The organism is Bradyrhizobium sp. TM102, from assembly GCF_009176685.1.
GTDB classification, from domain to species: domain Bacteria; phylum Pseudomonadota; class Alphaproteobacteria; order Rhizobiales; family Xanthobacteraceae; genus Bradyrhizobium; species Bradyrhizobium ottawaense.
Genome location: NZ_AP021855.1, coordinates 5,364,910 through 5,389,337, shown reverse-complemented (window position 1 = coordinate 5,389,337; position 24,428 = coordinate 5,364,910). Strand labels below are relative to the sequence as shown.

General features: G+C 65.3%; 22 protein-coding genes. 11 read left to right on the top strand and 11 right to left on the bottom strand.

All coding sequences use genetic code 11. From position 1 onward, the window contains the following. Nucleotides 1–5: 5 nt before the first annotated feature. The 11 genes from GDN70_RS25780 (at nt 6) to GDN70_RS25730 (ending at nt 13,397) form a co-directional block, all read left to right on the top strand. Nucleotides 6–980, top strand: coding sequence for an NAD(P)-dependent oxidoreductase (locus GDN70_RS25780; protein ID WP_038970504.1), 975 nt, complete (start codon nt 6–8; stop codon nt 978–980). Nucleotides 981–1,031: 51 nt separating this feature from the next. Continuing rightward, complete coding sequence (locus GDN70_RS25775; protein WP_152103206.1) at nt 1,032–2,468, top strand: NAD(P)-binding domain-containing protein; 1,437 nt, start codon at nt 1,032–1,034, stop codon at nt 2,466–2,468. 118 nt (nt 2,469–2,586) lie between these two features. Beyond that, on the top strand, nt 2,587–4,206 hold the full coding sequence (locus GDN70_RS25770; RefSeq protein WP_028142471.1) for an ABC transporter substrate-binding protein: 1,620 nt from the start codon (nt 2,587–2,589) through the stop codon (nt 4,204–4,206). Nucleotides 4,207–4,234: 28 nt separating this feature from the next. After that, a complete protein-coding gene (locus GDN70_RS25765; protein WP_028142472.1) occupies nt 4,235–5,269 on the top strand; it encodes an ABC transporter permease in 1,035 nt (344 codons plus the stop codon). After that, nucleotides 5,266–6,114 (top strand): ABC transporter permease, encoded by an 849-nt coding sequence (locus GDN70_RS25760; protein WP_018315991.1) that lies wholly within the window; start codon nt 5,266–5,268, stop codon nt 6,112–6,114. Before GDN70_RS25765 ends, GDN70_RS25760 begins: the two co-directional genes overlap by 4 nt. After that, nucleotides 6,111–7,781, top strand: coding sequence for an ABC transporter ATP-binding protein (nikE, locus tag GDN70_RS25755; protein ID WP_152103205.1), 1,671 nt, complete (start codon nt 6,111–6,113; stop codon nt 7,779–7,781). Before GDN70_RS25760 ends, nikE begins: the two co-directional genes overlap by 4 nt. A gap of 141 nt (nt 7,782–7,922) precedes the next feature. Continuing rightward, nucleotides 7,923–9,524: an ABC transporter substrate-binding protein gene (locus GDN70_RS25750; RefSeq protein ID WP_152103204.1), complete on the top strand. Its 1,602-nt coding sequence runs from the start codon at nt 7,923–7,925 to the stop codon at nt 9,522–9,524. 17 nt (nt 9,525–9,541) lie between these two features. Beyond that, complete coding sequence (locus GDN70_RS25745) at nt 9,542–10,483, top strand: ABC transporter permease (protein WP_152103203.1); 942 nt, start codon at nt 9,542–9,544, stop codon at nt 10,481–10,483. Next, complete coding sequence (locus tag GDN70_RS25740; RefSeq protein ID WP_152103202.1) at nt 10,480–11,403, top strand: ABC transporter permease; 924 nt, start codon at nt 10,480–10,482, stop codon at nt 11,401–11,403. Before GDN70_RS25745 ends, GDN70_RS25740 begins: the two co-directional genes overlap by 4 nt. Before the next feature lie 15 nt (nt 11,404–11,418). Then, complete coding sequence (locus GDN70_RS25735; RefSeq protein ID WP_028142477.1) at nt 11,419–12,408, top strand: ABC transporter ATP-binding protein; 990 nt, start codon at nt 11,419–11,421, stop codon at nt 12,406–12,408. Then, nucleotides 12,405–13,397 carry an ABC transporter ATP-binding protein gene (locus tag GDN70_RS25730; RefSeq protein WP_091952731.1) on the top strand — a complete coding sequence of 331 codons (993 nt, stop codon included), beginning with the start codon at nt 12,405–12,407 and terminating at the stop codon, nt 13,395–13,397. The genes GDN70_RS25735 and GDN70_RS25730 overlap by 4 nt, the downstream gene beginning before the upstream one ends. Nucleotides 13,398–13,487: 90 nt before the next feature. On the opposite strand, the gene GDN70_RS25725 is transcribed toward GDN70_RS25730, so the two are convergent. The 11 genes from GDN70_RS25725 to GDN70_RS25675 form a co-directional block, all read right to left on the bottom strand. Then, complete coding sequence (locus GDN70_RS25725; RefSeq protein WP_152103201.1) at nt 13,488–13,775, bottom strand: YciI family protein; 288 nt, start codon at nt 13,773–13,775, stop codon at nt 13,488–13,490. A gap of 72 nt (nt 13,776–13,847) precedes the next feature. After that, the gene (locus tag GDN70_RS25720; RefSeq protein WP_173015864.1) at nt 13,848–14,825 is read right to left on the bottom strand and encodes a sugar ABC transporter substrate-binding protein; all 978 of its coding nucleotides are present in this window, start codon (nt 14,823–14,825) and stop codon (nt 13,848–13,850) included. A 42-nt stretch (nt 14,826–14,867) separates the two neighbouring features. Next, nucleotides 14,868–15,845 carry an ABC transporter permease gene (locus tag GDN70_RS25715; RefSeq protein WP_038970497.1) on the bottom strand — a complete coding sequence of 326 codons (978 nt, stop codon included), beginning with the start codon at nt 15,843–15,845 and terminating at the stop codon, nt 14,868–14,870. Beyond that, nucleotides 15,842–16,792, bottom strand: a complete 951-nt coding sequence (locus GDN70_RS25710) for an ABC transporter permease (protein ID WP_152103200.1) — start codon at nt 16,790–16,792, stop codon at nt 15,842–15,844. Before GDN70_RS25710 ends, GDN70_RS25715 begins: the two co-directional genes overlap by 4 nt. Further along, complete coding sequence (locus GDN70_RS25705; RefSeq protein ID WP_028142483.1) at nt 16,785–18,308, bottom strand: sugar ABC transporter ATP-binding protein; 1,524 nt, start codon at nt 18,306–18,308, stop codon at nt 16,785–16,787. Before GDN70_RS25705 ends, GDN70_RS25710 begins: the two co-directional genes overlap by 8 nt. Nucleotides 18,309–18,318: 10 nt before the next feature. Further along, complete coding sequence (locus GDN70_RS25700) at nt 18,319–19,713, bottom strand: FAD-linked oxidase C-terminal domain-containing protein (protein WP_152103199.1); 1,395 nt, start codon at nt 19,711–19,713, stop codon at nt 18,319–18,321. 58 nt (nt 19,714–19,771) lie between these two features. After that, nucleotides 19,772–20,656 carry an intradiol ring-cleavage dioxygenase gene (locus GDN70_RS25695; protein WP_095426526.1) on the bottom strand — a complete coding sequence of 295 codons (885 nt, stop codon included), beginning with the start codon at nt 20,654–20,656 and terminating at the stop codon, nt 19,772–19,774. A 16-nt stretch (nt 20,657–20,672) separates the two neighbouring features. Then, entirely contained in the window at nt 20,673–21,575 is a 903-nt protein-coding gene (locus GDN70_RS25690; RefSeq protein WP_152103198.1) for an NAD(P)-dependent oxidoreductase, read from the bottom strand. Between the two features lie 20 nt (nt 21,576–21,595). After that, nucleotides 21,596–22,960, bottom strand: a complete 1,365-nt coding sequence (locus GDN70_RS25685; RefSeq protein ID WP_038970493.1) for an amidohydrolase family protein — start codon at nt 22,958–22,960, stop codon at nt 21,596–21,598. Between the two features lie 4 nt (nt 22,961–22,964). Then, nucleotides 22,965–24,044, bottom strand: coding sequence for a maleylacetate reductase (locus GDN70_RS25680; protein ID WP_038970492.1), 1,080 nt, complete (start codon nt 24,042–24,044; stop codon nt 22,965–22,967). Next, nucleotides 24,041–24,364, bottom strand: a complete 324-nt coding sequence (locus tag GDN70_RS25675) for a Dabb family protein (RefSeq protein WP_038947956.1) — start codon at nt 24,362–24,364, stop codon at nt 24,041–24,043. Before GDN70_RS25675 ends, GDN70_RS25680 begins: the two co-directional genes overlap by 4 nt. Nucleotides 24,365–24,428: the final 64 nt, after the last annotated feature.

Here is a 24,428-nt window from a genome sequence, read left to right as displayed (position 1 = left end):
GCGCGATGAGGATCGTCATCTTCGGCGGCACCGGCTTTGTCGGGCTCAACCTCGCCGAGGTGCTGCTCGCGCGCGGGCATGAGGTGACGTTGTATGACCGCAAGCAATTGCCGGCGGGAGCGGAGCGATCCTTCGTCGACGACCGGGAGCGGCTTACCCTTGTTCAGGGCGAGATCACGGACGTCGAGAGGATCGACGTACTTCTGAAACAGGGTTTCGATGCGATTGTCCTTGGCGCTGCGATAACGGCCGGTGATCAGCTCGAGCGATCCACGACCTCGAACATCCTCGAAATTAATGTGATGGCTCAGATGCCGATCCTGAGCGCGGCGATCCGCCGTGGCGTTCGGCGCGTGATCAATCTGTCCTCGGCGTCCGCCTATGGTGCCGCGGGGCACCGTTACCCGGTCCTCGACGAGGAAACGCCGTGCGATCCCATTTCCTTCTACGCGATCAGCAAATTCACCTCGGAACGATCGGTGGCGCGGCACGCCGAGCTCTTTGGCGGTGATTTCCTGAGCGTGCGTTTGAGCGCGGTGTTCGGTCCTTGGGAGCGGATCGGCAAAGTGCGGGATACGCCGAGCCTTCAGTTTCAGATCCTTGCCGAGTTCGCTCGCTGCGGGCTGGCGCTCATGCCAGGTCCAGGAGTGAAGGACTGGATTTATGCCCTAGACGCCGCCGAAGCCGTCGCTGTGCTGATCGAGGCCGAGCGGCCACGCCACCGGCTCTACAACATCTCCAGCGGTGCGGCGTGGTCTGCGCTGCAATGGGGCGAGGCCTTTGCGGCTTTGCATCCCGGTTTGCAATGCCGGCTGGCGGCACCCGGAGAGAGCACCTTCATCAGACTGCAAGGGCCGGAACGCGCTCCGCTCTCGGTTACACGGATGGCGGACGAATTCGGCTGGCACGCGCGGTTCGGCTGCGCAGAGTCTGCGGCGGCGATGAGCACCTGGTGGATGCAGCACCGGGAGGAGATTTGACATGCCACCGCAAGGGCGCTCGGCCATCATCGACGGAGGTTGGCTCGCGGCATGAGCGATGCGCTGACAGAACTCGAAGGGGGCATTCGCGCCGATCTCGCCAGGATCGCGCATCCCGGCGCCGCCTGGCTCGAGCCGAAGATGGGCCCGGACGGCAAGCCTGCGCTGGACGTGCTCATCGTCGGCGCCGGCCAATCCGGCGTGGCTATCGGCTTCGGCCTGATGCGCTCCCGCGTCAGCAACATCCTGCTGCTCGACAAGGCCGCGGAGGGGATGGAGGGCCCGTGGCTGACCTATGCCCGCATGCCGACGCTGCGCAGCCCGAAGGATTATACGGGGCCCGACCTCGATATCCCCAGCCTGACTTATCAGTCCTGGCATGAAGCCCGTTTCGGCAAGGAGAGCTGGCAGGGGCTTGGCCTGATCGAGCGCGAGCATTGGGCGGACTATCTGCTCTGGCTGCGGCGCACGATCGCGTTGCCGGTGCGCAATGGCTGCGAGCTACTGAAGATTGCGCCAGCGGCCGACGGCCTGCTGGCTGCCCTCGTGACACGTGCCGACGGCGTCGAGACGCTCCATGCGCGCAAGATCGTGCTGGCGACGGGGCAGGAGGGCATGGGCGGCTGGATGATCCCCGAGCCGCTGCGCGATCTGCCGGCCGGGTCGGTCGCAACTGTCGCCGACGAGATCGATTTCGAAAACCTTCGCGGCAAGCGCGTCGCCGTGATCGGTGCCGGCGCATCTGCGTTCGACAATGCGGCCACGGCGCTGGAGGCGGGGGCTGCGGAAGTGCACCTACTGTGTCGCCGTGCGCAGATCCAGGTGATCCAGCCCTATCGCTGGCTGACCTTCCGCGGCTTCCTGCGTCATCTCAGCGATCTCGATGATGCCTGGCGCTGGCGTTTCATGCGCACGATCCTGGAAATGCGCGAGGGATTTCCGCAAGCGACCTACGACCGCTGCGCGCGCCACGCCAATTTCACATTGCACGAGGGCGCGCCGATCGAAGCCGCGTGCGCGACCGGAAAAGGCATTGAATTGCACACGCCGCGCGGAACCATCGCGGCGGACTTCGTCATCTGCGGCACCGGCATCGACATGAACTTTGCCGGCCGCGGTGAGCTCTCCAATTTTGCCGGCAATATCGCGACCTGGACCGACCGTTATCTGCCGCCTTCGAACGAACGCAACGCGCGGCTCGGCCGTTTCCCGTATCTCGCCGACGATTATGCCTTCACCGAGCGCGTGCCGGGTGAGACACCCTGGATTTCCGACATCCATCTGTTCGCCATCGCCTCGACCATGAGTTTCGGCCCGTCGGGATCGTCGATCAACGCGATGACGACCGCGGTGCCCAAGCTGGTTCATGGCCTGACGCGTGGCCTGTTCCGCGCCGATGTTGCGCGGCACTGGGCCTCGCTCAGCGCCTATGACGTGCCGCAGGCCGTGGTCACGCGGCAAGCGCGAAGCAGCGGGGAATTGCGATGATCATCCATGCGCCGCCGCGACGAAGCGTCCGCAGAATCGCATCATGAGACTGGCGCGCAACTTGCTTCTTTCTTAACCTGCCTTGCTGGCGTTGTTGTCGAAATCTTGGGGAAAACGAATGCGTTTTGTGTCCTTCAGGCCGGCGTCCTCCGTGCTCGCCGCCACTGCGCTGTTGCTCATCGCCACCGCGCCTTCGCAGGCGCAAACCCGGGCGGAGACGCTGCGCTATGTCACCGGCGCATCCGTCAACACGCTCGATCCCAACATCCCCGGTTCGACCCGCGAATCCTTCGCGCTGAGCATGAGCACCTACGACCGGCTGGTGGCGTTCGGTCGCAAGCAGCTCAATGGCAAATGGGTGTTCGATCTCGACAAGATCACCGGCGAGCTCGCTGAATCCTACGACGTCAGCCCCGACGGGTTGAAGCTCACCTTCCGCCTGCGCAAGGATGCAAAATTCCAGGACGGCTCGCCGGTCACGGCCGAGGACGTGAAATGGTCGCTCGATCGCTGCGTCACCGCGCCGATCCTCGGCAAGGCGCAACTGCTGACCGGCTCCCTGACGTCGGCCGACCAGTTCAAGGTCATCGATCCCCTCACGATCGAGGTGACGTTGCCGAAGCCCGACAAGCTCGCGCTGCCGAACTTGGCCACCGTCTATCCCATGATCATCAATTCGAAGGTGGCGAAGGAGCACGCGACAGCGGATGATCCCTGGGCCACCGCCTGGCTGAAGGAGCACACCGCCGGCAGCGGCGCCTATGTGATCGAGACGTTCAAGCCGGGCGAGCAGGTGATCGTCAAGCGCAACGAGGCCTGGAATCGTGGCTCGCCCGATAAGCCGGCGTTCTTCAAGCGCGTGATCATTCAGTCGGTGCCGGAGCCGGCGACGCGCGCGAATCTGGTCGAGCGCGGCGATGCCGATCTCGTCGTTGATCTGCAGGCCAGCGACGTGCAGTCGCTGGAGGCCAAGGGCAAGCTCAAGGTGATCTCGACGCCGCAATACAATTCGATCACCTTCGTCTCGATGAACAATCAGATCCCGCCCTTCGACAACGTCAATGTCCGCCGCGCCGTCGCCTTCGCGCTGCCCTATGACGACATGTTCAAGGCCGCCCTGTTCGGCCGCGGCGCGCCGCTGTTCGGTGCGAGCTGGCCGGACGGCAAGCCGCTGAACGGCATCTATCCGTTCCAGCAACCCGTCAAGATCGATCTCGACAAGGCCAGGGAATTTCTCAAGGCCGCCGGGCTCCCCGAGGGCTTCTCGACCACCTTCAGCTTCAATGTCGGCCAAGCCTCGACCGCCGAGCCGATGGCGGCGCTGGTGAAGGAATCGCTCGGCAAGATCGGGATCAAGGTCGACATCCAGAAGCTGCCGGATGCGCAGATGTCGACGCAGATCAACGAGAAGAAGCTGCCCTTCTACACCGAAGGCATCGTCGCCTGGCTGCCGTCCACGGACTACTTCTACCGCAACTTCTACACCGGCAATCAGCGCTGGAATTACAGCTCGATCAACAACGCGGAGCTCGCCGCGATCGCGCAGGAAGCCCGCTTCGAGCCGGACAAGGCGAAGTACGAGGAAGCAGGCCGCAAGCTCAACGCGATGCATTTCGATCTGATGCCGCAAATCATGCTGTGGCAGCCAAATCAGGATGCGGTGATGGCGTCCTCGATCGAGGGCTACACCTACGAGTTCCACCGCCAGGTCGACTATCGCGATGTCAGCCGCAAGTGATAGCGTCAGACGAAAGGAGCTCTGGAAGGTGAGGACCGGTCTTGGCGCAACGATGGTGCGGGCGGGCGGGCGGCTGCTGTCGTCGCTGCCGGCGCTGTTCGGTGTGCTGGTCTTCACTTTCCTCCTGATGCGCGTCCTGCCCGGCGACCCCGCGGTGTTCTTCGCCTCCGGGCCCAACGCCGGCAAGGAGGAGATCGAGCAGATCCGCAAGCAGATGGGGCTCGACAAGTCGGTGCCGGAGCAGCTCGTGTTCTATCTCTCCGACATCGGCCGCGGCAATCTCGGCCGCTCCATGATGACCGGGCAGCCGGTGCTGAAGGATCTGCGCGAGCGGCTGCCGGCCTCGCTCGAACTCACCTTCACCGCGCTCCTGATCGCGCTGATCGCCGCGGTGCCGCTCGGCGTGCTCGCGGCCTTGAGGCCGGGCTCCGTCGTCGATCACGGCGTCCGGCTGTTCTGCGCGCTCGGCGTCTGCGTGCCGACCTTTGTGTCGGGCCTGCTGCTGATCTACGTCTTCTACTATCTGCTCGGCCTTGCACCCGATCCGACAGGGCGGATTGACGTCTTCACGTCGCTGCCGCCGCAGCACACCGGGTTTCTCTCGATCGACTTCCTGCTCGCCGGCGATTTCGAGGGCTGGTGGGCGGCCTGCAAGCAGTTGATCCTGCCGGCGGTGAGCATGGCGCTGTTCGTGATTGCGCCGCTGGCGCGGATCACGCGTGCCTCGATGCTGGTCTCGCTCGGCAGTGACTTCGTGCGCACCGCGCGCTCGGTCGGACTGTCCTGGCGCAAGGTGGTCGTGACCTACGCGCTACGCAATGCGATCCTCCCCGTGATCACCATCGCCGGCATCGTATTCTCGACCATGCTGGGCGCCAATGTGCTGGTGGAGAAAGTGTTCTCCTGGCCGGGCGTTGCCTCCTATGCGCTCGATGCGCTGCTGTCCTCCGACTATGCGCCGGTGCAAGGCTTTGTGCTGCTGATGGCCAGCCTGTTTGTGCTGGTCAACCTGGTCGTGGACATCTGCTACGGCATCGCCGATCCCAGGGTGTCGATCGGATGACCAGCGCAACCCTCCGCCATTCGGTCTGGATCCTGCGCGGAAACCCGCTCACCGCCGTTGCCGCCACCGGCGTGCTCCTGTTCGTGCTGGTCGCGATCTTCGGACCGTGGATCGTGCCTTACGATCCCGTGGCCTCCAATGTCTCGGAGGCGTTGCTGCCGCCGAGCGCGGCGCACATTGCCGGCACCGACCAGCTCGGGCGCGACGTGTTCAGCCGTCTCATCATCGCCGCGCGTCTAGATCTTGCCATAGCGGTCTCGGCCGTCGGCATCTCCTTCGCGATCGGAGCCGTGGTCGGCTCGTTCTGTGGCTATGCCGGTGGCCGGCTCGATCGCGGCGTCGGCCGCTTCGTCGACGTGATGATGGCCTTTCCGCTGTTCGTTCTGGCGATGGCCATGGTCGCAGCCCTCGGCAACCGGATCGAGAACATCGTGATCGCGACCGCGATCATCAATCTTCCCTTCTACATCCGCTTCGCGCGGGCCGAGGTCAATGTCCGCCGGAATGTCGGTTGGGTGGAGGCGGCGCGGGCCTGCGGCGAGAGCCATTTCTCGGTGGTGCTGCGCTTCCTGCTGCCGAACATCCTGCCGGCGATGGCGGTGCAGATCTCGCTCAACCTCGGCTGGGCCATTCTCAACGCCGCGGGCCTGTCCTTCATCGGTCTGGGCGTCAAGCCGCCGACGCCGGAATGGGGCATCATGGTCGCGGAAGGCGCGCGCTTCATCTCGACCGGGCGGTGGTGGCTGGTCGCATTTCCGGGTCTGGCGCTGATGATGGCCGTGCTGTGCTTCAATCTCCTCGGGGACGGGATGCGGGACATTCTCGACCCCCGCATGCGCACATGAGCGAGGCGCTGCTCAGCATTGACGACCTCCACGTCGCGTTCTCGACGCGACGCGGCATGGTCGAGGCCGTGCGCGGCGTGAGGCTCACGGTCGAGAAGGGCGAGATGCTCGGCCTCGTCGGCGAGAGCGGCTCGGGCAAGTCTGTGACGGGCTTCGCCACGACGCGGCTGCTCGACGCAGCGGGGCGCGTCACCGGCGGCAGGATCCTGTTTCGTGGACGGGACGTGACAAAACTCAGGGGCGATGACCTTCGTCAGCTCCAGGGCGCCGCGATGTCGATGATCTTCCAGAACCCGCGGGCGGCGCTCAATCCGATCCGGGCCATCGGCCTGCAAATCGCGGACGCGATCCTCACCCACAAGCGGATCTCCAAGGACGCCGCGCGCGCCGAGGCGCTGGACCTGCTGCGCGCCGTTCAGATCCGCGAACCCGAGGCGCGGATGAACGCCTATCCGCACGAGCTCTCCGGCGGCATGTGCCAGCGCGTCATGATAGCGATCGCGATCTCCTGCAATCCCGCGCTGCTGATCGCGGACGAGCCGACCACCGGCCTCGACGTCACCACCCAGAAAGTGGTGATGGATCTCCTGGCGGATATCGCCGCCGCGCGCGGCATGGCCACGATCCTGATCACGCACGATCTCGGGCTCGCGGCGCGTTATTGCCGCCGCATCGCCGTGATGGAACGTGGCCGCATCGTCGAGGAGGCGAGTTCCAGGACACTCTTCGGCGCGCCGCAGCACGCTTATACCAGGCGCCTGGTCGCGGCATCGCCGACCGCGACGTCCCGTATCGAAGACCTCGTGACGGAAGAGGAGAAAGAGCGCTCCGCGACTGTCGCCAGCAAGCCCCGAGCGGAACTCGTGCATGGCACGCCGCCGCTCCTGGAAGTGCGAAAACTGGCAAAACGCTTCGACGAGGGCTCTGCCGCGGTGGCCGACTTCTCGATGACGATGGCCGGCGGCGAGAGCGTCGGTCTCGTCGGGGAGTCCGGCTCCGGCAAGAGCACGACGTCGCGGATGATCTGCCGCCTGATCGACCCGAGCGAAGGCGACATCGTGTTCGACGGGCATTCGATCGGACACGTGGCCTCGCGCGACTTTCACCGCTCGCCCTTGCGCAAAGACATCCAGATGGTGTTCCAGGATCCGAACGAGAGCCTCAATCCGCGCTTTACGGCGTTCGATTGTATCGCCCACCCCCTGATGCGGCTTGGCGGCATGCGTCCGGGTGAGGCGCTTCGCGAACGGGTGGAGGAATGCGCCGTGCGGGTGGGATTACCGTTGGATCTGTTGCCGCGGTTTCCGCACCAGCTCTCCGGCGGCCAGAAGGCCCGCGTCGGCATCGCCCGCGCCATCGCCTGCCGGCCGCGGCTTCTGGTGCTGGACGAACCGACGGCCGCGCTCGATGTCTCGGTGCAGGCGGTTGTGTTGCAACTGCTCGACCGCTTGCGGCGCGAGAACGACATCGCGCTGCTGTTCGTAAGCCACGATCTCAACGTGGTGCGCATGCTCTGCGACCGCACCATCGTGCTGCGCAATGGCGGAATCGTCGAGCAGGGCGAGAGCCGGGCGCTGTTCGACAATCCGAAGACCGATTACACGCGCAAGCTGGTCGAGGCCATCCCGCATATCGAGACCGGCGAGATGCTGGCGGCAGCTCTGTGAGGCCTGGGCCGGCCCAAATGACGTTGAGATCCCGCTGGCGAAGGTCCGGTTAGTGGCATACCATTTGCACGCCAATGGGTTCTGGTTTCACCTGCTCTTGGCCAACGATGGCCGGCATCACGGCATTATTGGGAGGACTTCATGGATCGCAGGACCGTATTGAAGGGACTGGCTGGCGCGGGCGGTCTGGCATTGACGGGCCTCTCGGCCCCCGCGATCGCGCAAGGCGCATCAGCCCGCACCCTTCGCTTCGTGCCGCAGGCCAATCTCGCCAATTTCGATCCGATCTGGGGCACGCAATATGTCGTGCGGAATGCCGCCGCGCTGGTCTGGGATACGCTTTACGGCATCGATTCCTCGTTGCAGCCGCAGCGCCAGATGGTCGAGTCCGAGGAGACTTCCGACGACGGCAAGACCTGGACGTTCCGCTTGCGCCCCGGTCTCAAGTTCCACGACGGCGAGCCGGTGCTGGCCAAGGACGTCATTGCGAGCCTGTCGCGCTGGGCTGCGCGCGATCCGATGGGCCTGATGATCATTGCGATCCAGCAGGAATTGACCGCCGTCGACGACCGCACCTTCAAATGGGTCCTGAAGCAGCCCTTCCCGAAGATGCTCTACGCTCTCGCCAAGAACAACGCGCCGTGCTCCTTCATCATGCCCGAGCGTATCTCCAAGACCGATCCGTTCAAGCAGATCACCGAGTATGTCGGCTCGGGTCCGATGAAATTCGCCAAGGGCGAATGGGTCCCCGGCGCCAAGGCCGTGTTCGAGAAATTCGCAGACTACGTCCCGCGGCAGGAGAAAGCCTCCTGGCTTGCCGGCGGCAAGCAGATCCTGGTCGATCGCGTGGAATGGATCGTGATGCCGGATCCGGCCACCGCGGCCGCCGCCCTGCAGAACGGCGAGGTCGACTGGTGGGAGAATCCGATCGCCGATCTCGTGCCCGTGCTGAAGAAGAACAAGAACATCAGCGTCGACATCGGCGATCCCCTCGGCAATATCGGCTCGTTCCGCATGAACCATCTATTCGCGCCGTTCAACGACGTGCGGGCGCGGCGCGCGGTGCTGATGGCGATGAGCCAGGAAGACTACATGCGGGCGATCGTCGGCGACGACAACGCATTGTGGAAGGCGTTGCCGGGTTTCTTCACGCCGGATACGCCGCTCTACAGCGAGCTCGGCGGCGAGATCCTGAAGGGCAAGCGCGATCTCGATGCGGCCAAGAAGCTGCTGGCCGAAAGCGGCTATTCCGGCCAGCCGGTGACTTGCTTGGTGGCGCAGGATCAGCCGATCACCAAGGCGCAAGGCGACGTGACCGCGGATCTCCTGAAGCGGCTCGGCATGAATGTCGACTTCGTCGCGACGGACTGGGGCACGGTCGGCTCGCGCCGCGCGGCGAAGACGCCGCCCGGGCAGGGTGGCTGGAACATGTTCCACAGCTGGCACGCCGGCGCCGACTGCATCACGCCCGCCGCCTATACCGCCATCCGCGCCAACGGCGAGAAGGCCTGGTTCGGCTGGCCCAATAGTCCGAATACCGAGAAGGAGATCACGACCTGGTTCGACGCCAAGAATCTCGAGGAAGAGAAGGCGGCGATCGGGCGGGTCAACAAGGCGGCGCTCGAGGATGTCGTCTATGCGCCGACCGGCTTCTTCCTGACCTACACGGCCTGGCGCAAGAACGTCTCCGGCATCACCAAGGGGCCGCTGCCGTTCTTCTGGGGCGTGTCGAAGTCTGCATGATCGTGCGTTGAGGCCAGATGCTCTCCTATATCCTCCGTCGCATCGTCGCGACCCTGCCGGTCATGGCAATCGTCGCGCTGTTCGTGTTCAGCCTGCTCTACATCGCGCCGGGTGATCCCGCCGTGGTGATCGCGGGCGACCAGGCGAGCCCGGAGGATGTGGAGCGCATCCGCCAGAGCCTCGGTCTCGACCGTCCCTTCCTGGTCCAGTTCGGAGGCTGGGTCTGGCGCATCCTGCACGGCGATCTCGGCACCTCGATCTTCACCAATCTGCCGGTCTCGGCGATGATCGGACAGCGCTTAGGGCCGACGCTGTCGCTGATGATCGTCACGCTGCTGCTGACGATCGTGGTGGCGGTGCCGCTCGGCGTGGTGGCGGCCTGGAAGGCCGGCAGCCTGATCGACCGCGTCATCATGGGCTTTGCCGTGTTCGGCTTCTCGTTGCCCGTCTTCGTGGTCGGCTACATGCTCGCCTACATCTTCGCGCTCGAGCTCGAATGGCTGCCGGTGCAGGGCTATACGCCGCTCAACCAAGGCTTCTGGCCGTGGCTCGAGAACCTGATCCTGCCCGCGATCGCGCTCGGCTGCGTCTACATCGCTCTGGTGGCGCGCATCACGCGCGCCGCCATGCTCGAAGTGTTGCAGCAGGACTATATCCGCACCGCGCGCGCCAAGGGCCTCGGGCAGGGCGGCATCCTGTTCATTCACGCGCTGAAGAACGCGGCGGTGCCGATCGTGACCGTGATCGGGATCGGCATCGCGCTCCTGATCGGCGGCGCGGTCGTCACCGAAAGCGTGTTCGCGATCCCCGGCCTCGGCCGGCTCACGATCGATGCGATCCTGCGCCGCGATTATCCCGTCATCCAGGGCATCGTCCTGCTGTTCAGCTTCGTCTACGTCCTCGTCAATCTGATGATCGACGTCATTTATACGCTCGTTGACCCGAGGATCCGCTATTGACCGACACGACCCTCAATCCGCAGGCGCTCCCGGCCGGGCTCGTTCTTGCGCCACAACTGCCGGAAATCCTGCGGCCGGTCACGATCCGGCGCGGCTTCGTCGGGTTTTTGCGCGGCCATCCGACGGTCGCCATTGGTGGCGCGCTGCTGCTGACGCTCGTGCTTATCGCGGTCTTCGCGCCTTATCTCGGAACGGTCGATCCGACCGCGCTCGCCCCTGCCAAGCGCACGCGTGCGCCGTCCGCCGATTTCTGGTTCGGCACCGACGTGCTCGGCCGCGACATCTACTCGCGCGTGCTGTTCGGGGCGCGGGTCTCGCTCACGGTCGGCCTGTCGGTCGCGATCTTCGCATCCGTGGCGGGTCTTGCCATCGGCATGGTCTCCGGCTTCATCCGCTGGGCCGACGGCATCCTGATGCGCTTCATGGACGGCTTGATGTCGATCCCGCCGATCCTGCTGGCGATCGCGCTGATGGCGCTGACGCGGGGGAGCGTCGGCAACGTCATCCTCGCCATCACCGTCGCCGAGATCCCGCGCGTTTCGCGGCTCGTGCGCAGCGTGGTGCTGTCGCTGCGCGAGCAGCCCTATGTAGATGCCGCGGTCGCCTGCGGCACGCGCACACCGATGATCATCCTCCGCCACATCCTGCCCAATACGCTTGCGCCCATGCTGGTGCAGGCGACCTACATCTGCGCCAGCGCCATGATCACCGAGGCGATCCTATCCTTCATCGGCGCCGGAACACCGCCGACCATTCCGTCCTGGGGCAACATCATGGCCGAGGGCCGCGCGCTGTGGCAGGTCAAGCCCTACATCGTGTTCTTTCCGGCGGCCTTCTTGTCCGTCACCGTGCTTGCGGTGAATCTGCTCGGCGACGGCCTTCGCGATGCGCTCGATCCGCGCATGGCCAAGCGTCTCTGACCGGGGCTGATCGCGATGGCGCTGCTCGAAGTCGATAACCTCCAGACTCATTTCCGCACCCCCGGCGGCATCAACCGCGCGGTGGACGGGGTGTCTTTCCATGTCAACGAGGGCGAGACGCTGGCCATCGTCGGGGAGTCCGGCTGCGGCAAGTCGGTGACATCGATGTCGCTGATGCGGCTGATCCCGGAGCCGCCAGGCAGGATCGCAGGTGCGATCCGCTTTGCCGGGAGAGACCTGCTGCAACTCTCCGATCGCGAGATGCGCGCGATCCGCGGCAACGACATCTCGATGATCTTTCAGGAGCCGATGACCAGCCTCAATCCGGTGCTGACCGTCGGCCGGCAGATCCGCGAGACGCTGATGATCCATCAGGGCCTGGACAAGCAGGCCGCCGAGGCGCACGCGATCGAGATGTTGACGCTGGTCGGCATTCCCGAGCCGAAGCGGCGCGTGCGCGAATATCCGCACCAGCTCTCCGGCGGCATGCGCCAGCGCGTGATGATCGCCATTGCGCTGGCCTGCAATCCCAAGCTTCTCATTGCCGACGAGCCGACCACCGCGCTCGACGTGACGATCCAGGCGCAGATCCTCAAGCTGATGCTGGACCTCAAGCGCCGTGTCGGCGCCGCCATCATCCTGATCACCCACGACCTCGGCGTCGTCGCCGAGATCGCCGAGCGGGTCATGGTGATGTATGCGGGCCGCAAGGTCGAGGAGGCGCCGGTGGCGGAACTGTTCCGCTCGCCGCGTCATCCCTATACGCAAGGCCTGTTAGGTGCGGTGCCGCGGCTCGGCTCGTCGCTCACGGGCACGGCAAGACGGCTCGCCGAAATTCCCGGGCAGGTGCCCGATCTCAGAAAGCCGATCACCGGCTGCGTCTTTGCCGGTCGCTGTGCGCTCGCGACCGATCTGTGCCGCCAATATGCGCCGGGGCTCGAGGAGAAGGGCCCTCGTCACGTCGCCGCCTGCCACTATGCGGCCAAAGGAGCTGTCGCGGCATGAGCCCTCCGCTGCTCCAGGTCAACGACCTCAAGAAGCACTTTCCGGTCAAGTCCGGCCTGTTCGGCCGCAAGTCCGAATTCGTCTATGCGGTCGACGGCGTCTCCTTCGAGATCGCGCGCGGCGAGACGCTGTCGCTCGTCGGTGAGTCCGGCTGCGGCAAGTCGACGGTCGGCCGCGCCATCTTGCGGCTGTTCGACATCACCGCGGGCCAAGTCATCCTCGACGGCCAGCGTATCGACGACGCACATCCGGGCACGATGCGCCAGATGCGCCGGCGCGTGCAGGTGGTGTTCCAGGATCCGTTCTCCAGCCTCAATCCGCGCATGCGGGTGCGTGACATTCTGGCCGAGCCAATCCGGAATTTCGGCCTCGCCAAATCCGCCGAGGATCTCGAGGTCCGCGTCACCTCCCTGATGGACACGGTGCGGCTGCCGCGCGAGGCGCTGAACCGCCGGCCGCACGAGTTCTCCGGCGGCCAGCGCCAGCGCATCGGCATCGCCCGCGCGCTCGCGGCCGAACCCGAGCTGATCGTGTGCGACGAGGCGGTCTCGGCGCTCGACGTCTCGGTCAAGGCGCAGATCGTCAATTTGCTGCAGGATCTCCAGAGCGAGTTCGGGCTCGCGCTGCTGTTCATCAGCCACGACCTCGCCATCGTCGAGCACATGACCCACCGCGTCGCCGTGATGTATCTCGGCAAGATCGTCGAGATAGCGCCGCGCCGAGAGATCTTTGCCGCGCCAAGGCATCCCTACACCAGAGCGCTGCTGTCCGCGGTGCCGCTCCCCGAGCCGGGCGCCCAGCGCAATCCCATCATCCTCAAGGGCGACGTGCCGAGCCCGATCAATCCGCCGAAGGGATGCCGCTTCCACACTCGCTGCCCGCTCGTCTTCGATCGCTGCCGGGTCGAAGAGCCGGTGCTTCGCGCAACTGGGACCGAGCAGTGGGTGGCCTGTCATCTCGAAGACGGAGCTGTGGCGACGAGCGGCTGAAGGGTGAGATTCGCGCCGGAAATTCGTCAGCAAAAACAACCCCATTCTACTGTGCATGGGGTTGTTTTCGCATTTTTGATGGGGCCGGCCTCAACCCTGCCGGCGCAGGAAGCCCGTGATCGTGACCTTTTCCCAGATGCCGGCCGCGGCAAAGGGATCGGCGCGATTGAAGGCCTCGACGTCGCCACGGCCGGGCGCCTCGATCAGGAACAGGCTGCCGATCATCGTTTGACCATCGTCGGAGACGAGCGGCCCCGACATCACGATCTTGACGCCGTAGCGCGAGGTGTCGCTCAGGAACGTCTTGTGGGCATCGTAATTGGCAAGCCGGGTCGGCAGCGCGCCGGCGCGGTCGATGGCGTGAATGGCGAACAGCATGGTGGTCTCCGTTTCTTAGCTCGGTTCTTGGGACGGCCGCCACGACGGCCGTCCAGATCATCGTGAATGCGCCTACTTCGCGCTGAGCTTGCCGGCCTCCTCGAAGGTCGGGCAGGTCCGCTGCTCCAGCGGCACGTCGAAGGGTCCAAAATTGTCCTTGGTGATGACAGTCGGCTTCAGCACGATCTCGGCGATGACGGGCTGGTTGCGCAAGGACCGGATCGCCATCATGGTGCCGAGGCAGCCTTGGGCAAATCCGTTGTAGTCGCCGCTCGCGAGCAGCTTGCCGGACTTGATCGCGTCGATCGCCTCCTTGGTACCGTTGATGCCGATCACCTGGGCCTTGCGGTTGGCGCCGTCGAGCGCCTCGATCGCGCCGACCGCCATGGCGTCGTTGGCCGCCAGCACGCCGTCGATCTGCGAATTCGACTGCATCAGGTTTTCCATGACCTGAAGCGCCTGGAGGCGCTGGTAGTTACCCGGCTGCGACGCCAGGAGTTTCGCACCGGGGGTCTCCTTCAGCGCGTCGTTGAAGCCGCGGACGCGATCGACATTGGTCAGCGAGCCCTTGACGCCCTCGATGATGACGATGTTGCCCTTGCCGCCCAGCGTCTTGAGCAGGAAGCGCGCGGTCTCGAGCCCGAGGCTGTAATCGTCGGCGCCGACGAAGGAGAGGAACTTGCCGCCCGCGGAGCGGTCGGTGATGTTGACGACGGGGATCTTGGCCTCGTTGATCTTCTCGACCCCGGGCACCATCGCCTTGTAGTCAACCGGCGTGAACACGATCGCGCTCGGCTTCTTCACGACGACGTCCTCGATCTGGCTCAGCTGCTCCGGGATGCTGTCGGGCTTGGTCGGGATGTATTGCAGCGTCTTGGCGTTCAGCGTCTTCGCCATGTTGTCGGCGCCGACCCGCACCGTCTGGAAGAACGGGTTGGTCTGGTTCTTGGTGAAGACGGCGATGGTCTCGCCGTCGGCGCGCGCCTCGCTGGTGAACGCGGCCGCCATCAGCAGCGGCAGTGCGAGGTAAGCCAGTTTATGTTGTCTCATGTTGCCTCCATCCCTCATTTTGCTTGTTGGAACTCAATGAACTCATTGCGCGCGGCGGCGGGTCTTCATGTCGAGCCACACCGCGAGAATGACGATGATGCCTGTCACCAGCGGCTGCCAGTTGGCGCTGACCGAGAGCAGGTTCATGCCGTTCAGCACCAGCGTCAGGATCAGCGCGCCGATGAAGGTGCCGAACACGGTGCCGACGCCGCCGAACAGCGAGGTGCCGCCGATCAGAACGGCCGCGATCGCCGGCAGCGTCAGGCTCTCGCCGATATCGGCCTCGGCCGAATTGAGCCGCGACAGGAAGATGATCGAGGCAAGTCCCGCCATGGTGCCTGAGACCGCATAGACCAGCAGCAGGCGGCGCGCGACCGGAATGCCGGAGAGGCGCGCGGCGACCGGATTAGCGCCGATCGCATAGATCTCCTGGCCCCAGATCGTCCGTTGCGCAAACAGCGTCCCGATCCCGAGGAACACCAGCAGCAGATAGACCGGGATGGGCAGGCCGAACAGATAACCGCTGCCGATCTGCCGGAAGCCCGCCGGGAAGCCGTGCAGCGTCTCGCCCGCCATGTACCAATAGGTGAGCCCGTTGAGCACCCAGAGCATGCCATAGGTGGCGATGAAGGAGGGGATGCGCAGCGCGGTGACCATGACGCCGTTGAGCAGGCCAACGATGCCGCCGCAGGCAAGCCCGGTGAGGATGCCGAGCGCCGGCGAGCCGGTCTTGTGGATCACGGTCCCGGCGATGCAGGCCGACAGCGCAACATTGGCGCCGACGGAGAGGTCGAGGCCGGCCGTCAGCACCACCAGCGTCAGGCCGGAGGCGATGAAGAAGGTCAGGCTCGCCTGCCGGAGCACGTTGAGGATGTTGCCGAGGCTCAGGAAGGAATCGCTGAGCACGGCGAGCACCGCGCAGATCAAGAGGGCCGCGAGCAGGCGATAGAACACCTGGATCGCATCCTGCGACAGGAAGGAACGGGGCGGCATCATCGCCTCTTTGGTGATGTCGGTCATGCCCGGCTCCTGAGACCGTCGAGGAACAGCGCGACGATGACGAGCACGCCGACGCTTGCGACCTGCACGGAGGAGGGCAGCGAGATCAGGTTCAAGCCGTTGCGCAACACGCCGACCGAGAGGACGCCGAGCAGGGTACCGAGCAGCCAGCCATTGCCGCGCTCGAACGAGGTGCCGCCGACCGCGACGGCGGCGATGGCATCGAATTCAAGTCCGAGGCCGGCGGTGGGGTGGCCGGAATTCATCCGCGCGGTCATCAACAGGCCCGCGACGCCCGCCATGGCGCCGCCGATCGCGTAGACCGCGATCAGCAGACGGTTCGGCGAGAGGCCGGCATAGCGCAGCGCCTCGCGATTGCCGCCGAGTGCGAAAATGTAGGTGCCGAAGCGGGTGTGATAGAGCAGGCCGTGGAACGCCGCGTAGGTCACGAGAGCCATCACGATCGGCACGGGAATGCCGAGCAGCGTCGCTGAATAAATGTCGCGGACGCTGTGGGGGATGCCGACCACGCTCTGGCCGTCGCTGACGATCAGCGACAGGCCCTGCGCCATGCCGAGCGTACCGAGCGTGGCAACGAAGGGCGGAATGCCCAGGATCGCCACCAGCCAGCCGTTGGCGACGCCGAAGGCCGCGCCGACCAGCAGGCCGGCGCCTAAACCCAGCAGCATCGATTTGGTGGCGAGCGACACGATCGCGACGCAGAGCGAGGTCAGCGTCAGCACCGCGCCCATCGACAGGTCCAGCCCCTCGGTCATGATGATCAGCGTCATCGGCAGCGCGAGCATGGTCAGGATGGTCGACTGCACGAGCACGTTGGAGAGATTGGCGACCGACAGAAATCCCGGCGCGATCACGCTGAACAGCGTGATCAGGAGCACCAGCACGATGGCAACGCCGGGAATGCGTTGCAGCGGATTGGGCTGTGAAACGACCGCGGCCTCACGCATGATGCATCCCCAGTCGCACGATGTTCTCCTCGGTCAGTTCGTTGCGGTTCAGGTGGCCGGCGATGCGCCCCTCGCGCATCACATAGGCGCGGTCGCAGACATGGCAGATCTCGACCTGTTCGGACGAGATCATCAGCGCCGCCGCGCCTTCCGCAACCAGGCGGTCGATCAGCGCGAAGATCTCGGACTTGGCGCCGATGTCGATGCCGCGCGTCGGCTCGTCGAAGATGAAGAGCTTTGAGCCGGCCGCCAGCCATTTGCCGATCACGACCTTCTGCTGGTTGCCGCCCGAGAGCAGGCCGACGGTCTGACGCGCACTCGGTGTCGCGATCCTCAATTGCCGGATCAGGGCATCGGAGGTGCGCTGCGCACCGCGCTGGTCGAACAGCCCGCTCGGGAACAGCTTTCGCAGCGCCGACACCACCAGATTGTCGCTCACCGAGCGCAGCAGCGCGAGACCTTCGCTCTTGCGACTCTCCGGGATCAGCGCGATGCCGCGGCGGGCGGCAAGATCAGGTTCGCCCGAGATGGCCTTGCCGTCGAAGATGATCTCGCCCGACGTCACGGGATCGGCGCCGAAGATGGCGCGCGCGACTTCGCTGCGGCCCGAGCCGACCAGGCCGCACAGGCCGACGATCTCGCCGCGGCGCACCTCGATGTTGATGTCGGAGATGCCGGTCGAGGCGGTCAGGCCCTTGACCTCGAGCAGCAGCTCGCCAGGCTTGTCGGCAAAATTGCGCGGATAGGTCATGTCGACGTTGCGGCCGACCATCATGCGGACGAGCTGGTCCGGCGTGACGTCGGCGGGCCGGACGCCGTCGATGCGTCGGCCGTCGCGCAGTACCGTGATACGATCACCGAGTGCGAACACTTCGGCCATGCGGTGCGAGATGTAGACGATCGACACGCCGTCGGCCTTCAGCCGTGCGATAAGGGCAAACAGCAGCTCGGTCTCGCGGTCGGACAGCGCCGCGGTCGGCTCGTCCATCACGAGGATGCGGGCGTCCTGGCTGATCGCCTTGGCGATCTCGACCATCTGCTGCTGCGCGACGCCGAGCTTGTCGACGATGGTGGAGGGATCGATGTCGAAGCCGATGGTGTCGAGCACGCGCTTTGCGTCAGCCAGGATCTTGCGGCGGTCGATGGCGCCGGGGATGTGGCCTTTCGGCTCGCGGCCGAGGAAGATGTTCTGTGCGATATCGAGATAGGGGACTAGGGAGAATTCCTGGAAGATCACGGCAATGCCGAGCTTCTGCGCATCCGCGGTCGAGGAGATCGCGACCTTCTTGCCCTCAAAATAGAACTCGCCAGCGTCGGCGCGGTAGGCACCGCACAGCACCTTCATCAGGCTCGACTTGCCGGCGCCGTTCTCCCCGAGCAGCATGTGGACTTCGCCGGGGTAGACGGCAAAGGACACGTCATCCAGCGCCTTGACGCCGGGAAACTCCTTGCTGATGCCGCGCAGCTCCAGCAGCGGGGTGGGCGAGGTGACCTCGATGGGAAGCGCGTCGCTCATGCCTTGTCACTCATGCCTTGGCTCCGCTCGCAAAGATCTTTCCGGGGTTCATCAGATCATTCGGATCGAGCGCGGCCTTGATGGATCGCATCACATCGACGGCTTCGCCAAGCTCGTCGGTGAGATAGTCGATCTTGCCGAGCCCGATGCCATGCTCGCCGGTACAGGTGCCGTCCATGGCGATGGCGCGGGCGACCATGCGGGCCTGAAGCGCCTTGGCGCCTTCGGCCTCCTCGGGCTGAGCCGGGTCGATCAGGATCAGCATGTGGAAATTGCCGTCGCCGACATGGCCAACGATCGGCGCGGTAAAGCCGTGCTCGTCAGCGTCGCGCCGCGTCTCGGTCAGGCATTCCGCTAGCCGCGAGATCGGCACGCAGACATCGGTGATCACGGCGCGCGCGCCGGGCCGGAGGCCGAGGCCGGCATAGAGCGTGTTGTCGCGGGCGTGCCAGAGCCGGCTGCGGTCTTCCTGTGCCTTGGCCCAGGCAAAGCCATGGCCGGCATGGTCGGCGGCGATCGCCTGCGCGGCCTCGGCCTGCTCCGCGACCGAGGTCTCGGATCCGTGAAATTCGAAGAACAGGGTGGGCGCTTCGCGGTAACCGAGCTTGGCATAGGCATTGATGCCGCGCATCATGACGTCGTCGAGCAGCTCGATGCGCGCCACGGGGATCGCGGACTGGATCACGGAGATCGCGGTATCGACGGCGTCGTGCAGGGTGCCGAAGCTGCAGACCGCGGCCGAGATCGCCTGTGGGACGGGATGCACCTTCAGCGTGATCTCGGTGATGATTCCGAGCGTGCCCTCCGCGCCGACGAACAGGCGCGTCAGGTCGTAGCCGGCTGCCGACTTCCGCGCACGCTTCGCGGTCCGGATCACGCGGCCGTCGGCCAGCACCACCTCCAGCGCCATGACATTGTCCTTCATCGTGCCGTAGCGCACCGCCATGGTGCCGGAGGCGCGCGTCGAGGTCATGCCGCCAATCGAGGCGTCGGCGCCGGGGTCGATCGGGAAGAACAGGCCGGTGTTGCGCAGCTCTGCATTGAGCTGCTTGCGGGTAATGCCGGGCTGCACCACGACATCCATGTCGCTGTCGTGCACGCTGAGCACCCTGTTCATGCGGGCGAAGTCGAAGCACACGCCGCCCGCGACCGAGGCCGCATTGCCTTCGAGCGAGGTGCCAGCGCCGTACGGGACGATCGGCATGCCCGCGCTCGCGCACAGCTTGACGATCTCCGCGACCTCCTGCGTGGTCTCAGGGAAGACGACGATGTCCGGCGGCAAATTGCGATAATGCGACTCGCTCTGCCCGTGCTGGTCGAGCACGCCGCGCGCAACGCTCGCGCGCGGGCCGATCATGCCCGTGAGGCGCTCGGCCAAGATGCTCGTGCTGACCCGCGGTCCCATCCTCAGCTCCCGTCTGCCCCCTGTTGCCGGACTCTTGCTGGTCCGTCGCCGCTCTAGCTTAAGCGGCTCTTGCGTTGCTCGCGACCTGCTTTAGGCCGAAATCATAGTTGAGATGGAAATACTCGCTGTCCACCATGCGACCATCCGGCGCACGGCCGGCCGGATGCCTGGTGAATTCGCGGATCAGGCTGTCTTTGACGCCGAACACCACGTCCGAGTCGAGATACTGGTCGCCGGCAACGAACACGTGTGTGACGAGCTGCTCGAAGCCGGGCGCGGAAATCATGAAATGCACATGCGCGGGGCGCCAGGGATGGCGGCCCTGCGCCTCCAGCATCTCGCCGACCGGGCCGTCATGCGGAACGGGATAGGCGGCCGGCTTGATCGACCAGAAATGGAATCTGCCGTCGGCGTCGGTGTGGAAGCGCGCGCGCATCGCGAGATCGCCAATGGCATCGAGCTGCTGCACGTCGTAATAACCATCATCGTCGGAGTGCCAGACGTCGACGACGGCACCCACGAGCGGCTTGCCGTCGACGGTCGCCACCGAGCCGGTGACCAGCATCGGATCGCCCTCCATCGGACCGGAGATATCCGCGCCGCTGTCCTTTTCCGGTGCGGCCTGGACGAAGAACGGGCCGAGCACCGTGGTTTCGGTCGCGCCCTCCGGCACCGGATGGTTGATCGCGTCGACCAGCATGGAGACGCCGAGCGTGTCCGACAACAGGATGAACTCCTGGCGCTTGTCGTCGCACATGTGGCCGGTGCGGGTCAGGAAATCGATGCCGAATTCCCATTCCTTCTGGGTCGGCCGCACCTCGCGGACGAAGGCATGAAGGTGGCGCACCAGCGCTTCGCTGACCTGCTTGATGCGCGGATCGGTTGCGTCCTTGATCCGCTCCAGCACGGCGTCGGTGATCGTGTTCTCGTTGAAATTGCGCATATGTGCCTTCCGCTGATCAGAGTTTGGGCTCGCCGAGCCCGGACAGCCGTTCCAGGTGCTTGACCGTCGCGATGAAGTCGGTGTCGCCGTCGCCTTGCGCGACCAGCGAGCCGTAGGTCTCGCGCACCTGGGCCGCCAGCTGCAACGGCACGCCGACGGCATGGCCGGCACCCAGGATCAGGTCGAGATCCTTGGCCATCTGCTTGCAGGAGAAGGTCGACTCGAAATCGCGGGTTCGTAGCGGCGCGGTCTTGTATCTCACCATCGGCGAGGCCACCGCGCTGTCGTCGAGCACCTTCAAGATATCCTGCCAGGCGATGCCGCCCTTGCGCGCCAGCGCCAGGCTCTCGGCCATCATCGCGGCCGACACCGCGATCATCAGATTGACCGAGAGCTTTGCGTAGCGGGCTTCCTCAGCTGGTCCAAGATAGGTCTGTGCGCGGGTGAAGGCGGCGAACAGCGGCTTTGCGTTTTCGAAGGCGTCATTCGGCCCCGAGACGAAGCAGGTCAAGGTGCCGGTATGAACGATGCTGGCATTGCCGGAGATCGGTGCGCGCAGATAGGCAATCCCGCGGGCCTGTGCCGCGGCCGCGACATCAGTAGAAGCCTCGACACTGACAGTGCTGGTTTCGATCAAAATGGCGCCCGGCGCCATCGCGGCGATGACGCCGGTGGGGCCGAGCAGGGCGCCGCGCAACGCGACGTCGTCGGGCAGGGAGGTGACGACAGCCGCCTTGCCGCTCACGGCCTCGGCCGGCGATGCGGCAATCGCAATACCTTGCGCGCGTGCCTCGTTGATCCGCGCCGCGCTCTGGTCGAACGCGGTGACGGCAAAACCGGCCTTGGCGACGAGCGCCGACATCGGCAGCCCCATCTTGCCGATCCCGATGAAAGCGATGTTTTTCGAGGTATCTGTCATTGTTGTTGTCCGTTGGTGCCTCAGGCGGCGCGTCCCTGTCGTTCGATGTCCTGCACCAGCCGCCGGCCGGATTGCGCCAGCAGCTCTTTCTTGGTCTCCAAACCCTCAGCCAGCAGTCGGCCGTTCCGCTTCTTCCAGGCGCCGCCGATCATGACGGCCTCGATATTGGCGAGGCTCGTCTGCATCACGACGGTGGCGACGGGATCATGCACCGGGACGAGGTTGAGATCGCAGACGTTGATGATGACGAGATCGGCGAGCTTGCCTGGCGTCAGCGAGCCGATCTGGCGCTCGCGGCCGAGCATGCGGGCGCCTTCCGTCGTGATCCAGCGCAGCGCCTCGCGCACGGGGATCGTGGTCGTCGCGGGGATGGTGCCGCGGGTCTTGCGGGACTCCGCATTGTCGAGCGATCGCTGCATCGAGAGCGCAATGCGCGCGGCGGAGAACAGGTCGCCGGCCAGGATGGATTCGAGGTCAATGCCGATGGTCGGCCGCACGCCACGCCTGAGCAACCGTCCGGTGATCGGAAAGCCATGGCCCTGGATCATCTCGTTCTCGGGCGTCACCGAGAAGGAGACGCCGAGATCGACCATCATGTCGAGGAGATTGTCGGGCAAATCGTTGCCATGGACGATGTTGATGTCGGTGCCGACGAGGCCGGCTTCGATCAACTTCTCCCAGCCGCCGGGCGTCTTGGCCGGACCGCCGCCCTGATGCATCGATGCAATCAGCTTGAGCTCGCGCGCCATGCGGAAATCATGCATGGCGACCTCGAGCGTCGAATAATGCGGGCCGAGGATCGCCAGGCCCAGCGTGACCAGGCCGTCGCGGTCGGCGAGGGGACCCGTGAGCAGCCGCTCGACCTCGCGGCGCGGATGCGGCACTTCCGAGAAATGCGGCTCGCCGGGCTTTGGCTCCGGCTTTGGCGAGCCATGGAAGAACGCGGCACGAATGCCGCTCTCGATCAGGCCGCGCACGGCAGCGTCGGTATGATCAGGTGTCGGATTGTTGTGACACCAGTCGACGAGTGTTGTCGTGCCGCAGTTGATCTGGTTCAGCGCGCCGACCAGCGTCGCGATATGGATGTCGTCGGGCCGGAACACGGTGGCCAGCCCGGCATGCATGCGGCGGAAATATTCCAGCAGTGTCCAGTTCGCGGCATAGCCGCGCAGGCCCGTCTGCCAGGTGTGCATATGCGCGTTGATCAGGCCGGGGATGACGATGCGACCCTTTCCGTCGATGATCTCCGTATCGGTCGCGACATCGATCGATGGTCGCACCTCGACGATCCGGTTGCCCTCGACCAGCACGTCGCCGGTGCCGAGGTCGCCGATCGCGTCATCCATGCTGATGACGGTCGCGGATCTGATCAGCGTGCGCCGCATCGCCTCAAGCCGCCGTTTTGACAGCGCCCGGCGGCTCGCCGGCCCAGGCGCGTGCGATCAGATCGCGAATGGCGCCGCGCTCGAGCGGGCGCGGATTCCAGTAGGCGTTGGTGACGGCAAGATCAGCCGCCTTGTCGATGCCGCCCTCGGGCATGCCGATATCGCGCAGCGCCGTCTTCGCACCCAGCCGCTTCGCAAGTTCGAAAAGTCCCTGCGATGCATCGGCAGCGCCAATCGCGCGCGAGATGCGCATCATGGCGTCGGGCACCGCCGGCGCATTGTAGGCCAGCGCATGCGGCAGCACGATGGTGTGGGTCTCGGCATGCGGCAGGTCGAAGGTTCCGCCGAGCGTGTGGCAGAGCTTGTGATGCAGCGCCATGCCGACGGTGCCCAGACAAACACCGCACAGCCAGGCGCCGTAAAGCGCTTCTGTGCGGGCCTCACGGTCGTCGCTCTTGGCGGCGATGGCGGGCAGGGCGCGGGCCAATGCGCGGATGCCTTCTTCCGCCATCAGCGACGTCACGGGATTGGTGTCGCGCGCGTAAAGCGCTTCCACCGCGTGGGCGATCGCGTTGATGCCTGATGTCGCGGCGAGACCCGCCGGCAGCGTCAAAGTGAGATCGACATCGTAGATCACGGTCTCCGGCAGGATAGCCGCATCGCGCACGGTGGTCTTCAGGCCGTTCTCGGTCTGGCCGACGATCGGCGTCATCTCCGAGCCTGCATAGGTGGTGGGAATGCAGAGCTGGTTGACGCCGGTTCGCAGCGCCAGCGCCTTGCCGAGGCCGGTGGTCGAGCCGCCGCCGAGCGAGACGACGCAGTCGGCCTCGCACGCCTTCATTGCCGTGAGCGCACGCTCCGTGACCTCGACCGGCGTGTGCATGGTGGCCCCGGGAAAGATGCCGGCATAGAGCGGGCCGAGCGCCGCCCCAAGGCTCTTGCCCTGCGCCTCCTGCTGCGGCGTCGTCAGCACAAGCGCGCGCTTGCCGCCGAGCCGTTCCACCTCGGCCTTGGCGGAGCCAAGCGTTCCGCTACCGAAGACGACGCGGCAGGGCAGGTTTTCAAAGGTGAACGAACCGATCATGCGCCGGTCTCTTTAATGGGATAATCGACCTGGAAGCGCCCGATCCGCAAGTCGCCAAGCGCCTCGCGCACGCGTAGATGTTCGGGATGGTTGGCATAGGCCGAGAGCGCGGCCTGGTCGGTAAATTCCGAGAACAGCACCACGTCGCAGGCGTAGTCGACCGCACTGACGTCCATGCCGACTTCGATATGGGTGAGGCCGTCGATCCTACCCTTGAGGCCCTCGAACAGGGTCTTGACCTTGACCCGGGCGGCGGAGCGCTCCTCGGGGCTTTCCCCGCGCAACCGCCACATCACGATGTGCCTGATCGGGCCCGACATTTCCTGATTTCCTCGCCTGCGATTATGTCTCGTTGTGGCTATTTTGCCTTGCAGAAAACGGAAA